Origin of the sequence: Corallococcus terminator (genome assembly GCF_049194865.1) — a bacterium.
GTDB lineage: Bacteria > Myxococcota > Myxococcia > Myxococcales > Myxococcaceae > Myxococcus > Myxococcus terminator_A.
Genome location: NZ_JBLZWL010000066.1, coordinates 1 through 13,252, shown reverse-complemented (window position 1 = coordinate 13,252; position 13,252 = coordinate 1). Strand labels below are relative to the sequence as shown.

Annotated in this window: 15 protein-coding genes; 3 read left to right on the top strand and 12 right to left on the bottom strand. The window is 69.3% G+C overall.

Annotation, left to right across the window (positions count from 1 at the left end):
- Positions 1 to 279: 279 nt before the first annotated feature.
- The 4 genes from ACN469_RS21370 to groES all read right to left on the bottom strand — a co-directional run bounded on the left by ACN469_RS21370 (position 280) and on the right by groES (position 3,158).
- Positions 280 to 681, bottom strand: a complete 402-nt coding sequence (locus tag ACN469_RS21370; RefSeq protein ID WP_498770586.1) for a hypothetical protein — start codon at positions 679 to 681, stop codon at positions 280 to 282.
- Positions 682 to 777: 96 nt separating this feature from the next.
- On the bottom strand, positions 778 to 1,035 hold the full coding sequence (grxC, locus tag ACN469_RS21365) for a glutaredoxin 3 (RefSeq protein ID WP_498770585.1): 258 nt from the start codon (positions 1,033 to 1,035) through the stop codon (positions 778 to 780).
- 149 nt (positions 1,036 to 1,184) lie between these two features.
- On the bottom strand, positions 1,185 to 2,828 hold the full coding sequence (gene groL, locus ACN469_RS21360) for a chaperonin GroEL (protein ID WP_498770584.1): 1,644 nt from the start codon (positions 2,826 to 2,828) through the stop codon (positions 1,185 to 1,187).
- A 39-nt stretch (positions 2,829 to 2,867) separates the two neighbouring features.
- Positions 2,868 to 3,158: a co-chaperone GroES gene (gene groES / locus ACN469_RS21355; RefSeq protein WP_498770583.1), complete on the bottom strand. Its 291-nt coding sequence runs from the start codon at positions 3,156 to 3,158 to the stop codon at positions 2,868 to 2,870.
- Positions 3,159 to 3,572: 414 nt separating this feature from the next.
- On the opposite strand from groES, the gene ACN469_RS21350 reads away from it, so the two are divergent.
- The 3 genes from ACN469_RS21350 to ACN469_RS21340 are packed head-to-tail and all read left to right on the top strand — an operon-like array spanning position 3,573 to position 5,352.
- Positions 3,573 to 4,172: a hypothetical protein gene (locus ACN469_RS21350; RefSeq protein ID WP_498770582.1), complete on the top strand. Its 600-nt coding sequence runs from the start codon at positions 3,573 to 3,575 to the stop codon at positions 4,170 to 4,172.
- A gap of 19 nt (positions 4,173 to 4,191) precedes the next feature.
- Positions 4,192 to 4,833 carry a hypothetical protein gene (locus tag ACN469_RS21345; RefSeq protein WP_498770581.1) on the top strand — a complete coding sequence of 214 codons (642 nt, stop codon included), beginning with the start codon at positions 4,192 to 4,194 and terminating at the stop codon, positions 4,831 to 4,833.
- 39 nt (positions 4,834 to 4,872) lie between these two features.
- Positions 4,873 to 5,352, top strand: a complete 480-nt coding sequence (locus ACN469_RS21340) for an NUDIX hydrolase (protein WP_163862602.1) — start codon at positions 4,873 to 4,875, stop codon at positions 5,350 to 5,352.
- A 9-nt stretch (positions 5,353 to 5,361) separates the two neighbouring features.
- On the opposite strand, the gene rpoZ is transcribed toward ACN469_RS21340, so the two are convergent.
- The 8 genes from rpoZ to ACN469_RS21300 all read right to left on the bottom strand — a co-directional run.
- Entirely contained in the window at positions 5,362 to 5,601 is a 240-nt protein-coding gene (rpoZ, locus tag ACN469_RS21335) for a DNA-directed RNA polymerase subunit omega (RefSeq protein WP_141644810.1), read from the bottom strand.
- A 141-nt stretch (positions 5,602 to 5,742) separates the two neighbouring features.
- Positions 5,743 to 6,096, bottom strand: coding sequence for a DoxX family protein (locus ACN469_RS21330; RefSeq protein ID WP_498770580.1), 354 nt, complete (start codon positions 6,094 to 6,096; stop codon positions 5,743 to 5,745).
- Positions 6,097 to 6,108: 12 nt separating this feature from the next.
- Positions 6,109 to 7,749 carry a phosphoglucomutase (alpha-D-glucose-1,6-bisphosphate-dependent) gene (gene pgm, locus ACN469_RS21325; RefSeq protein ID WP_498770579.1) on the bottom strand — a complete coding sequence of 547 codons (1,641 nt, stop codon included), beginning with the start codon at positions 7,747 to 7,749 and terminating at the stop codon, positions 6,109 to 6,111.
- Positions 7,750 to 7,852: 103 nt separating this feature from the next.
- The gene (locus ACN469_RS21320; protein WP_498770578.1) at positions 7,853 to 9,484 is read right to left on the bottom strand and encodes an AmpG family muropeptide MFS transporter; all 1,632 of its coding nucleotides are present in this window, start codon (positions 9,482 to 9,484) and stop codon (positions 7,853 to 7,855) included.
- 73 nt (positions 9,485 to 9,557) lie between these two features.
- A complete protein-coding gene (locus ACN469_RS21315) occupies positions 9,558 to 10,532 on the bottom strand; it encodes a hypothetical protein (protein WP_498770577.1) in 975 nt (324 codons plus the stop codon).
- A gap of 11 nt (positions 10,533 to 10,543) precedes the next feature.
- Positions 10,544 to 12,142 carry a caspase family protein gene (locus ACN469_RS21310; protein WP_498770576.1) on the bottom strand — a complete coding sequence of 533 codons (1,599 nt, stop codon included), beginning with the start codon at positions 12,140 to 12,142 and terminating at the stop codon, positions 10,544 to 10,546.
- Entirely contained in the window at positions 12,139 to 12,909 is a 771-nt protein-coding gene (locus ACN469_RS21305; RefSeq protein ID WP_498770575.1) for an ACP synthase, read from the bottom strand. Before ACN469_RS21305 ends, ACN469_RS21310 begins: the two co-directional genes overlap by 4 nt.
- Positions 12,906 to 13,252 (bottom strand): RNA polymerase sigma factor (locus ACN469_RS21300; RefSeq protein WP_498770574.1); only part of this gene is annotated, 347 nt, incomplete at its 5' end. The genes ACN469_RS21305 and ACN469_RS21300, both read right to left, overlap by 4 nt.

The following is a 13,252-nucleotide window of genomic DNA, read 5'->3' as shown; positions in this document are numbered from 1 at the left end:
TGAGTCGTTGGCGGGTTCCCGGCGCACGTGCACGTGGCCCCAGTACGCCATGGACGTCTGGGGAGTTCGTGCTCGGGTTGGTCGGGGATTGTCCACCAGCGCACGTTCGTCGCCGTGCAAGCGCAGCGTCGCGCAGCCGCGCGGCCCTCGGGCGTTCTCCGGCCGCGCGTGCGCCGGAAGTCGTCGTCCAGGGTGGGAAGGGCCGCTCAAGAAGCTCACGGCCGGCATCCAAGACGAACACCCTGCGCGAATCCAGCGTCACGCGCGGACGAGGTCCAATCAGTACGTCGCGGGCGAGTCGCTGGCGGGGAAGGACTCCTTGGAGAGCTCGTCGACCAGGTCGTCCGAGCTGGTTCCCCCTGACTTCACCCCCGCGTTGCTCTGGTCCCGGTGCACGGGGCCCTTCTTCGGAGCGGCCTTGCCGGAGCCCGCCGCGCGCTTGCGCCCGCTGGACGTGCCCGTGTCCGAGGCCTGCTCTGGCGTCCCCAGTCGCGCGCTCAGGAGATTCTTCGCCCGCTCCGCCAGGTCACGCTGCTCTTCCCGCCAGTCGCGGAAGAACTGCGCCAGCTCCGGGTCTCCCGCTTGCTCCGCGTCCTGGATGAACTGCTCCGCCGTCGAGGCGCCCTTGAGCAGGTGATACAGCGTGCTGATGACGTTGTAGTGCGCGTCCTCACCTGCCATTGCCGCCTCCCGAGAATGGGTGGTCTGCCATGGCGCTAAGGTAGGCACGGCGCGGCGAGCAGCCCCGCGAAGGGCGCTCGCCCGCCTGCTCGCGACTCAAGCCTGGAGCATGGGCTCCAGCTTGCCTTCCTTGTCCAACTGGGCCAGGTCCGAGTACCCGCCGATGTGCGTCTCACCGATGAAGATTTGGGGCACGGTGCGCTGGCCTCCGCTCATCTCCACCAGCTTCGCGCGCGTGTCGTCGTCTCCGGTGACGTCCAGCTCCTCGTAGTCCACGCCCTTGCGCTTGAGCAGGTCCTTCGCGCGGACGCAAAAACCACAGTAGTTCGTGGTGTAGATCTTCACGGGCTTCACGGTGTCTCCTCCTTGATTCCCAACGTAAGGGCGTGGCCTTCCGCGCGCCACCGGGCGCATGAAAGCACGACGGCCCCCGGCTCCCTGAGAGGAACCGGAGGCCGTCGGTGGAGCGTCCACCCCTGACGCAAGCCAGGGGTGGGGGGCGACTACATGCCCATGCCGCCCATGCCGCCCATGCCGCCCATGCCGCCACCGCCGGCGGGGGCGTCCTTCTCGTCCTTCGGACGCTCGGCCACCATCGCCTCGGTGGTCAGCATCAGGGACGCCACGGACGCGGAGTTCTGCAGCGCCGTGCGGCTCACCTTGGCCGGGTCGATGACGCCCGCGGCCAGCAGGTCCTCGTACGCGCCCGTCGCGGCGTTGAAGCCGAACGAGCCCGTGCCTTCCTTGACCTTGTTGACGATGACGCTGCCCTCGAGGCCGCCGTTGCCGACGATCTGGCGCAGGGGCTCCTCGACGGCGCGGCGGATGATGTCCACGCCGAACTTCTCACCCTCGACGAACGTGTGACCCTCCAGCGCCTTGAGGCACCGGATGTAGGCCACGCCGCCGCCAGGAACCACGCCCTCCTCGACGGCCGCGCGGGTCGCGTTGAGCGCGTCCTCCACGCGGGCCTTCTTCTCCTTCATCTCCGTCTCAGTGGCCGCGCCGACGTTGATGACGGCCACGCCGCCCACGAGCTTCGCCAGGCGCTCCTGGAGCTTCTCGCGGTCGTAGTCGCTGGTGGTCTCCTCGACCTGGGCGCGGATCTGCTTCACGCGCGCCTCGATCTCCGGCTGGCTGCCCGCGCCGTCGACGACGGTGGTGTTGTCCTTGTCGACGGTGATGCGCTTGGCCTTGCCCAGGTCCTGCAGGGTCAGCGTGTCCAGCTTGATGCCCAGGTCCTCGGCGATCAACCGGCCGCCCGTCAGGGTGGCGATGTCCTCGAGGATGGCCTTGCGGCGGTCGCCGAAGCCCGGCGCCTTCACCGCGCACACGTTCAGCACGCCGCGGATCTTGTTCACGACGAGGGTGGCCAGGGCCTCGCCCTCGACCTCCTCGGCGATGATGAGCAGGGGCTTACCAGCGCGAGCGACCTGCTCCAGGATGGGCAGGAGGTCCTTCATCGAGGAGATCTTCTTCTCGTGGATGAGGATGAGCGCGTCGTTCAGCACCGCCTCCATCCGCTCCGGGTCCGTCACGAAGTACGGAGACAGGTAGCCGCGGTCGAACTGCATGCCTTCGACGACGTCCAGCGTCGTCTCCAGGCCCTTGGCCTCCTCCACCGTGATGACGCCCTCCTTGCCGACCTTCTCCATCGCGTCCGCGATGATCTGGCCGATGGTGGCGTCGCCGTTGGCGGAGATGGTGCCAACCTGCGCGATCTCCTTCTTGTCCTTCGTCGGCTTCGCGAGCTTCTTCAGCTCCGCGACGATGATGGCGACGGCCTTGTCGATGCCGCGCTTGATGTCCATCGGGTTGTGCCCGGCGGCCACCAGCTTCGCGCCCTCGCGGAAGATGGCCTGCGCCAGCACCGTGGCGGTGGTGGTGCCGTCACCGGCGACGTCGGAGGTCTTGGACGCGACCTCCTTCACCATCTGCGCGCCCATGTTCTCGAACTTGTTCTCCAGTTCGATTTCCTTCGCCACCGTCACACCGTCCTTGGTGATGGTGGGGGAGCCGAAGCTCTTCTCGATGACGACGTTACGGCCCTTGGGGCCGAGGGTCACCTTGACCGCGTCGGCCAGGATGTTGACGCCACGGAGGATGGCCTCGCGGGCGCGTACGTCGAAAAGCAGGTCCTTCGCCATGATGGGGATTCCTTGAGTGAAGGGGGTGGGGGAGGAGGACTACTTCTCGATGACGCCGAGCACATCCTCTTCACGGAGGATGAGGTGGTCCTCGCCGTCGAGCTTGATCTCGGTCCCGGCGTACTTGCTGAAGAGGACGCTGTCGCCAGCCTTGATGTCGAGGGGACGCACCTTGCCGTCCTCCAGGACCTTGCCGTTGCCGACGGCGATGACCTTGCCCTCGAGGGGCTTCTCCTTCGCGGTGTCCGGGATGAAGAGGCCGCCCTTGGTCTTGTTCTCCTCGGCGACCCGCTTCACGACGAGCCGATCCTGCAGGGGACGAAACTTCATGGTCTTCTCCTTGATGGGCGCTCTCCGTCCGGGGGTTCCGGGCGGCTCTCGGCGCCACTGGGGGTTGAAAAGGGCCGTGACGACCCGCGGCATTTAGCACTCGCACCTCGCGAGTGCTAACGCCTAGGCGCGGCGGATAATAACCAGGGAAGTCGACCCGTCAAGCGACGCTGACGGCCCGCGCTTCGACATGCCAAACGCTTGGCATTGCTGCTTTTTTCCCCGCACCGAGCACCCCCCGACGGAGGACGGCTGCTCGCTGCCTCGCGTGCGGAAATTGGCACTCTCAGAGGTCGAGTGCTAGCGCAAGTGCTTGGAATCATTGAAACCTGATTTTGCGACATGGGGGGTCGATTGCTACCGTTCCCTTATTCCCAAAGGCGCTGTCGGCCGGGTGGAAGGACGGGAGTGTCGATGAGTCAACTGGTGGCGTCCCTGTCGCTGAAGGAGTTCTTCAAGTCGCTCCTGGACGAGGTCACTTCGCGCCAGCGCGTCTCGCTGGAAGAGGTGACGGAGTTCTATCTGGTGAACCTGCTGGCGGACTTCGCCAGCACCGACATGCTGTTCGACCGCCAGGAGGACGGCCGCAAGGGCCGCGAGTCCCTGGCGCTGCTCTACCACCAGGCGCTCCAGCAAGAGCGCGAGGCGCGCATCCGGACGCTGCGGCGGCTGGGAGATGTCTCCCTGTACACCGTGGGCTTCTTCTCCGGCGCGCTCCAGGGTGGGGTGGTGGGTCCGGACTATTACATCCAGATGGGAGGCACCGCGTACGGCCAGGTGGCGGACCTGGCGCCGCGGACGGGCTTCGCGGGGGTGTACCGGGAGCTGTGCGACAAGTTCCGCGCGGTGGTGGAGGTGCTGGAGGAGATCTCGGCGCGAGGCATGGTCCAGGCCGGGCCCTCCGGGGCCTTGAAGGTGTACGAGTCGTGGGCGCGCACGGGGAACGACAGGCTGGAGCGCGTGCTGGTGGACGCCGGGATGATGCCGCACGCGAAGGGGCAGCTCCCCAACTAGCCGTGGCACGGAGGTCGCGATGATTGGCCGCGTTCAGGACCACCTGGAGGCCATCTATGGCTTCACGTGCGAGGCTCGGGCGGAGGTCTTCGTGGTGGACACGGAGGCCGCCGTCCAACTGGGGTCCACGGGCCGAGGCGACGAGGAGCTGCTCGTGCACGAGTCGGAGGACGCGCTGGAGATGGCGCTGTACCTGTCCCCCGCGCTGCTCGACAGGCTGAAGCCCTATGAGGCCGGGCCGCTGGGGTACCTGCTGGATGGGGACCTTGGGGGCTACTGCCAGGTGGCCGAGGGCGTCAGCCACTTCCTCTACATGGCCCACACGGCGGCGCACGGGCGGACGGTGTCGCTGCTGGAGCTGGAGGCCCAGGCGGAGGTGGACAAGTTCGCCATCTGCCTGCTGCCTCGCTGGGGGGAGGGCGTGGGGGCCTGGGCGCAGGAGCTGCTCACCCGGCTGTTCGACCGGGTGTCCTACCGGGAGAAGCTGTCCTCCCAGGAGCGCTGGCGGTACGAGGAGGCCAACCGCGTCTCCCGGCGCTTCTGCTCGCGGATGATGGGGCACATCTCCGGGCGGCGGTTGGACCGGCTCCTGTCGGACCTCCGGTACGCCTACCGGCTGGGGGCGGAAGCGAAGCTGAGTCACTTCGTCCACGGTGGTTGAGTCCCCGCGGCCCTCCGCCTTCGGTTAGGGTGGGTGGGCATGCCACGCGAGGCGTCCGCAGGCGGGATTGTCATCCGGGAGAGTGACGGCACCTGGGAGGTGGTCGTCATCCGTCCGCATGGCCGTCCCCTGTGGGCGCTGCCCAAGGGGCATGTGGACCCGGGCGAGACGCCGGAGCAGACGGCGAGCCGCGAGGTGCACGAGGAGACGGGCCTCACCGCCGCGCTCGTCGCGCCGCTGGGCGAGATTCGCTACGTCTACCAGTTCCGGGGGCAGCGCATCTTCAAGCGCGTCCACTTCTTCCTCTTCCGGTACCAGGAAGGCGCGCTGGGGCCGCTGCCGGGGCCGCGCGTGGAGGTGGATGAGGTGCGCTGGGTGCCGGTGGTGCAGTTGGTGCCGCTGCTCGGCTACAAGGGAGAGAAGGCCGTCGCCGCGCGCGCCGTGCGGTGGATGCGCGCCCAGGGGCTCATCCCGGAGGCCCCTTCCCCGGCCGTGAGGCCCGAGGGGAAGGGAACCTAGGACTTACGACTACTTGCGGGCGTCTTCGGGGGTGTACTTCCCGGAGAGCGCCTCGCGCACGTCGCGGTCGAACTTCACGCGGCCGGTGGCCACCTCGCGCAGGGACAGCACGGGGGGCTTGTTCTTGGAGCTCTCGATGATGGGGCGGGCGCCGGCCATCAGCTGACGCGCGCGCTTCGCACCGAGCAGCACCAGCGCGAAACGGTTGTCGACGAGGGGGAGGCAGTCTTCGACTGTAACGCGAGCCATGGAACGTCCTTCGGATTTCGGTGGGGCTACCTGAAACGGTGAAAACTAAAGACCACCCCGAGGGGAGTCAAGGAAGGACGCACGGGCAGGGCCACCCGGCGGACAGGCGCCGTCCCGCCATGGACACGCGGATTGCGTGGATCAGGTGTACCACCAGGCCCAGGCGATGAGGACGACCTGGAGGGGCAGCCGGGCCCAGAGCAGGGGAGCGGGCACCTTCTTGAAGCGCTCGGGCTGGAGGGCCATCTGGAGGTTGGCCGGGAAGATGGCGACGAACAGGGCGATGAGTCCCCAGGCCGACACCACGCGCGTGGCCGGCACCAGCAGGCCCACGCCCAGCAGGACCTCCGCCACGCCGCTCAGGAACACCAGCGGGCCGTGCCACGGCAGGTACGGCGGCATCATCCGCACGTAGGGGCGCGGGTTCACGAAGTGATTGATGCCACCGGCCACCATGAACAGGCCGAGCACGTACATCAGGACGGTCTTCACCATGGACCGGGAGTCCTACGCCCCCGCGAAGGCCGTGTCGACGATGGCGCGCGCTTCCTGGAGGATGGCCTGGAGGTGGGCGTCGTCGCGGAAGCTCTCCGCGTAGATCTTGTACACGTCCTCGGTGCCCGACGGCCGCGCGGCGAACCAGCCGTTCTGCGCCACCACCTTGAGCCCGCCGATGTCCGCGTCGTTGCCGGGTGCGCGCGTGAGGCGCTGGAGGATGGGCTCTCCGGCGAGGCTCGTGGCCTTCACCGCCTCTGGTGAGAGCTTCTTCAGCACGGACTTCTGCGCGGGCGTGGCCGCCTGGTCGATGCGCGCGTAGTACGGCGTGCCGAAGCGCCCCGCCAGCTCCTGGTAGTGCTGTCCCGGGTCCTTGCCGGTGCGCGCGAGGATCTCCACCGCGAGCAGGTCCAGCAGCATGCCGTCCTTGTCGGTGGTCCACACGGTGCCGTCACGGCGCAGGAAGGACGCGCCCGCGCTCTCCTCGCCGCCGAAGCCGAGCGAGCCATCCAGCAGCCCGTCCACGAACCACTTGAAGCCCACCGGCACCTCGACGACGCGGCGGCCCAGGCTTCCGGCCACGCGGTCGATGAGGCCGCTGCTCACCAGCGTCTTGCCCACGGCGGTGTCCGCCTTCCAGCCGGGCCGGTTCTGGAACAGGTAGTTGATGGCCACCGCGAGGTAGTGGTTGGGGTTCATCAACCCGATGGAGCGGGTGACGATGCCGTGCCGGTCCGAGTCCGCGTCGTTGCCGAAGGCGATGTCGTACTGGTCCTTGAGCTTCACCAGATTCGCCATGGCGTACGGCGACGAGCAGTCCATGCGGATCTTCCCGTCATGGTCCACCGGCATGAAGCGGAACGTCGGGTCCACCGTGGGGTTCACCACGCGCAGGTTCAAGCCGTAGCGCGTGGCGATGGGCTCCCAGTAGGCGACGTTGGCGCCGCCCAGCGGATCCGCGCCGATGTGCAGCTTCGCGCCGCGCAGCGCCTCCATGTCCACCACGGTGCCCAGGTCCTCCACGTAGGGCGTGATGAAGTCGTAGGGCTTCACCGTCGGGGCCGTGCGCGCCTTCTCGTACGGCGTGCGCTTCACGCCCGCGTTGCCGGTGCCGAGCAGCGCGTTGGCGCGGCGCTCGATGCCCGAGGTGACATTCGTGTCCGCGGGGCCGCCGTTGGGCGGGTTGTATTTGATGCCGCCGTCCTCGGGCGGGTTGTGGGACGGGGTGATGACGATGCCGTCCGCGAGCCCCGAGGCGCCCCGGCCGCGGTTGTACGTGAGGATGGCGTGGGAGATGACGGGCGTGGGCGTGGCGCCGTCGGTGAAGCGCACCTGGACGCCGTTGGCGGCCAGCACCTCGAGCGCCGTCTGCTGCGCGGGCGCGGACAGCGCATGGGTGTCCATGCCCAGGTACAGCGGCCCGTCGATGCCCTGCTGCTGGCGGTACTCGCAGATGGCCTGTGTCACCGCGACGATGTGGGCCTCGTTGAAGCTGGTGCGCGCGGCGGAACCTCGGTGGCCGGACGTGCCGAAGGCGACACGCTGCTCGGGCACGGCCACGTCGGGACGCTCCGCGTAGTAGCGCGCGCGCAGCTTCTCGGGGTCGATGAGGAGGTCTTCCGGCGGGAGCTTTCCAGCGAGGGGATGGGCCATGTCGCCGCCAACATAAACGCGCCGCGCGACGGATGGACAACCCTTGTGAGGGAGCTGTCCTCGGGTGGACCCAGACCCTCCCGGACTCGAAGCGGGTGCCTCGCTACGAGCCGGCGGCGCCGGAGGGGGTGGGGGGCGCCTCCTGCTCGGGCAGGTAGAACGCCCCGGAGCGCGCGGCGAGCACGGCCGCGGTGAGCAGGCCCACCGTCAACCCGAAGACGACGATGCCGGCCAGCGTCACCCAGTCGGTGACACCCGAGGGCTGGAACAGCGCGGTGAAGGGCGTGGCGAAGTCGAAGCCCTTCTCGGGTGTCTTTCGCAGGTTCTGCACGGCGGTGAGCAGCGCCGTCGTCATCGCGCCCAGCACCATGCCCACCACGGCCGCGAAGGCCGCGCTGCCCAGCAGGACGGGGCGCGTGACGGCGCGAGTGGTGGGGCGGCTCTGCACGTCGAAGTCCGGGTCCTTCACGCCCAGCGGCACGAAGCGCGCGAGCAGCAGCAGGCCGGGGATGCCGCCCACCATGGTGAACCAGAAGAAGGGCTCCCACCCGATGGAGTACACGAGGAAGCCGGCGATGGGGCCCGCGACGACGCGCGGAATGGAGAAGAGGCTGGAGAGCAGCGCGAACTGGGTGGCGGAGAAGCGCTTCTGCGTCAGCCGCATCAGCAGCACGGAGAAGGCGCCGGTGCCCAGGCCCTGCGTCACGTTCTCGAAGCCGATGGCGATGTACATCAGCCACGGCGTGGGGGCTCCGGCGCGCGCGACGAGCACGTAGCCGATGTTGGACACAATCTGGATGACGCCGAACACCCAGAGCGCGCGGCCCAGGCCCAGCACCGTCGTCCACGCGCCACCCACCAGCGTGCCGGCGATGGTGCCGAACAGGCCGATGGTGCCCAGGGCCACGCCACGGTGCAGGTCGCTGTAGCCCATGTCCACCAGGAAGGGCCGCAAGAGCGTGCCGCCGAGGTTGTCGGCCAGCTTGTAGAGGAAGACGAAGGCGAGGATTTCGAGCGCCCGGTGCCGCGCGAGGAAGCCCACGAAGGGATACCAGACGGCGTCCTTGAGGGACTTGGGCGGAGTGAAGGTCTCCTCCGGCTCCGGCGCGAAGCGGGTGACGATGAGCATGGGCAGGTACAGCACCGCCAGCCCGATGACGACCCACTTCCACGACACGCGGCCCGCGAGCGTAATCGCCGCCGAGCCCGCGATGAACATGGCCGCGCGGTACACCGCCACGCGCGCGCCCACCGCCACGCCCTGCTCCTCCTTGCGCAGCACCTCCACCGCGTACGCGTCGATGGCGATGTCCTGCGTCGCCGCGGAGAACGCCACCGCCATGGCCAGCGCGCCCACCACCCACGCCGTCTCCGGATGTTCTCCGATTCCCGCCAGCGCCAAGGTCGTGGCGAAGAGGGCCACCTGCGCCACCGCCATCCAGCCTCGTCGCCGGCCCCAGAAGGGCGGCACGTAGCGGTCCATCAGCGGCGACCAGAGGAACTTGAAGGACCACGGCGCCTGCGCGAGCGTGATGATGCCCACCACGCGGATGTCCACGCCGATGCTGCGAAGCCAGTCGGGGATGGCGATCCACACCAGGCCGAGCGGCAGACCCGAGGAGAACGAGAGCAGGGTGACGGAGGCTGTCCGCCAGGAGGCCATGGCCCGCGCCAGACTGGCCCAGGTTCCCGGCCGCGCTGTCTGCTCCGTACTCTTGCCCTGCTGCTCGCTCATGGCGGCGGACTCTATACCAGCCGTGCACGCGGCCCAGGGTGTCCCGCGCGCTTCCGCTCGGAGGGTTGGCCGGTTACCGGTCCAGCGCCGACATGTCCGGGCAGGAGGCGCGCACGCCCTCCGTCGGATTGAGGAAGTCCCAGCTCCGGGAGATGAACGTCACGCGGCCCTGCGCGTCCCAGCACTCGGTGTACTTCGCCCCGACGATGTCCCCCGAGAGGACCTCCAGGAAGGCCGTGCCCCGTCCGTCCGGCGCCCAGCGGGTGACGAGCGCCACGTTCTCCTTCAGTCCTCCCGGCACGAAGTCAGTGTCCCGCAGCTCGAAGGTCATCTCCGCCAGGTCCCCCTCCGCCTCGCGGTAGATGTACCGGCCCGGGAAGAGGTCCGGCAGGGGGCCGAAGTACTCCAGCTCCACCTTCGTCGGAAGCCGCTGCGTCTGGTAGCGGATCTCCTGTCCGTCCAGGAAGTCGACGGAGAAGAGCCACGCTTCTTCCCGCGCGCGCTTCCAGTCGATGTAGAGGCGACCCGTCCCCTTCCTGACGCCGCCGTCGGCCTGGAAGGTGCCTTCGAGGAAGCTCCACCAGTCGTCCTCGCCCCCTCCGACGCGGCGGTACTGCGTCTGGTAGTTGAACCGCTCGCCTTCGCGGGTCATCACGAAGCGGCTGTCGAACTTCATGTCGTTCTTGCCCAGGACGGGGCCCCACACCCTGCGGTTCGGCTCGCGCGTCGTCGGGGTCAGCCGGGTGATGCTCTCCACGGAGTCGAGAATGCCGCCAATCGACTCGTTGAAGCTCTCTCCTGTCTCGTCGGTGTTTCCGACGAGGGCCGACGCCTCGCCCAGCTTCGCCCAGAGGGCGCTGTGGCTCCCCACCTTGCCCTGGCGCGCCAGGCGCTGGCCCGTGCGGCCGCCCATGCGTTCACCGGGGGTCGTCACCGAGAGGTCCTCGCGCTGGGGCAGGGCGTTGAGGAACTCCAGGTCGTCATTGGAGAAGTCGCCGCCGCACGCGGTCAGGGCCAACAGGAGACAGGCAGGTGCCAGGTGTCGCATCGAAGGCTCCTTCATGGCTGGTACGTGATGAGCGCGCTCAGTTCCCAGAAGCCCAGGGAGCGCTGCTCGTCCACGGTGTAGAGGAGGTAGTGGAGTCGGCCCCTGCCCGTCACGTGCAAGCGCCGCAGGGGCTGCCAGCGCAGGCCGGCCACCACGCCTGGCGAGAACATGGCGAACTTCTGGTCCGGATACGCCTCGTCCGTGAAGTCGCGCCGCATCACCTGATACGCCATCCGCGCGCCCACGAACGGGGCCACGCGTCCTAGGGGCCACTCCGAGGTGAGTGTCGTGCCCAGGCTCGTCACCGAGTACCGGTACGCGGGCCCCGACAGCGTGGGCAGGTCCAGCACCGCCTGCTTCCCGCCCACCGCCACGTCCACGCCCCACACCCAATCGCGGCGGAAGTAATCGTGCAACTGGGCCTCCGCGCCCAGCATCCCCACGGACAGAAACAGCGTGTCGCGCGTGGGCGCATCGAGGAACGACTGCACGCCTCCGGACAGGCCCACCGTCCACCACGCACCGCCCTCCGGCGCCGCGCCCTTCACCGGGTCGTCGGAGAACGGCGCGTCTCGCAGCCGCGCCTCCTCCAGCACCACCTGCCGTCCTCGGGCGACCTCCACCTCGCCGATGCGCAGCCGGTCCGACAGCCGCCGCTTCACGCGGTACGTGCCCGGCGCGAGCGCCACGCGGCGCTCCACGTCGGGCCGCTTGTCGAGCTCCGCCACCACCAGGCCCGCGGGGTCCACGAAGTAATACGTGCCCGAGGGCGCGAGGCCGGGCACCACCAGTCCGTCACCCCCCGCGCGCAGGTCCGTCAACACCAGGTCCCCGTTGCCCGCCAGGTCGTAGCTGAACGTCGGATGCTGCGCGCCCCCGCTGCTGGCCGCCGTGTCCGCCACCGTGCGGGCGTAGGCATGCGAGTACGCCTCGAAGAGCGTCACCCGTCCGTCACCACTCCTGTCCGCGTCCCCCAGCAGGCCGCTGGCCAGGTGGTGGGAGAAGTAGCTGCCGCTCAGCGCGTCCGACTCCTGCGAGTCCTCGTCCGCCGAGCTGGAGGTGAGGATGACCAGCCCCCGTGCGTCGCGCGCCGCGCCGGACTCGATTTCGAACGCGGGGGCCCGTCGCGCGCCCTTGGTGCGCGTCAGCGCCCCGGAACGGCACGAGTCGAGAATCGCGATGCGGATGTCCGCGGGCGCATTCGACAGCCGTTGCTTGAGGTCCTCGAAGCCCAGCCGCGTGTTGCCCAGCCGCAGCGTGCCGTCCTTCGCGTGGCCGGAGTAGTAGACGAGCAGCGCTGTGCGCTCACCTCGCGCTTGCGCCTCCTTCGCCCGCGCCTCCAGGGCCATCAGCGCCGCGAGGAAGTCCTTGGAGGACTCGTTGAGCAGCAGCTTCGCGTCGCCGGGCGCGACTCCGCCCAGGCGCGTCAGTAGGCCGTGCATCTTTCGCGCGTCGTCCTGAGCGAAGCGCAGGGGCCGCGTCTCGTCGCCGCCCTCGTCGTTGCCCGCCACCAGCGCGAAGCGGCGCAGGCTGTCCGCATGCGCGGCCGAGGCCACGAGCACGAGGAGGGAGGCCAGCGCGCGCCAGCCATGAAACAGGGGAGCGCTCATGGCTTGAACAGCACCCAGTGCGTCTGCGCACCCGGCACGTCGAGCTGGGACATCCGCTCCACCTCGCCGTTGGCGGCGGTGAACGCGCGCCGCGTCGCCTCCACCAGCGACTCCACCGTGAAGGGCTCGTCGCCGAGCACCAGCACCACGCGCTCGGCACCGGAGCCGGTGAGCTCCCAGCTCCCTTGCAGCCACTGCAGGTCCGCGCCGGGCTCCACGGGCGTGCTCGCGCCGGACTCCGGATGCAGCGCCGTCACGTCGCCGATGGCATCCACGGACACCGCGGCCACGTACCGGTGCGTGCCCGCCTTGTAGCCCAGCATCACCCGCTCGCCCGGCTCCAGGGCCTCGATGGACTCGGGCTTCACCTCTCGCTGGGGGCCGGGACCTCCGCCGATGCGCAGCTCCGCCACGACTCCGCTGCCCTTGCTCCGGTCCCAACCCGGGCCCTGGTCCAGCAGCGGCCGGGCCAGCACCACCATCAGCACCGACGCGGCCAGCGCCACCGTCGGCGCCACCCAGCGCCGGGGTGAAGGCTTCAGCGCTTCCCGCCTCTGCTGTCGCTCCTGCGCGCGCTGCACTCCCAGCTCGAAGCGCTCGAAGGGGAGCTCCGCCTCGAAGCGGGCCTGGTTCGACTCGAGCCCGCGCAGCACGGCGCCGCAGGTGTCGCAGCTCGCCGCGTGGGTGCTGGCGCGAGTGGCCTCGGGTGAGGCCAGCTCACCGGCGTGCAGGCGTCGCAGTGTCCACTCCGACTCGTGCGCGCTCATCGGACCCTCAGCTCCTCTCCACCCAGCTCGGCGAAGCGCTCCAGCCGTTTACGAATCGTGGGCACCGAGCGCCCCAGCAACGCGGCCACCTCTTCCAACGTCATCCCATCCACGTGGTAGTGCACCACCGCCGCCTGCGTCTCCTCATCCACCCGGGACAACAGCCGGCGCACCAGGTCCCGCGTCTCCATCTCTCCGGGCCCACCGTGGCCTTCCGAGCGCGCCGCCTCGTCCCGCTCGAACCACTGTCGCCAGCCCGCCCGCTCCGAGCGGAGCTGGTTGAGACAGTGGTGCGTGGCGATCTTCATCAGCCACGTCAGCGGCGAGGCGTCCGCGCGGAAGT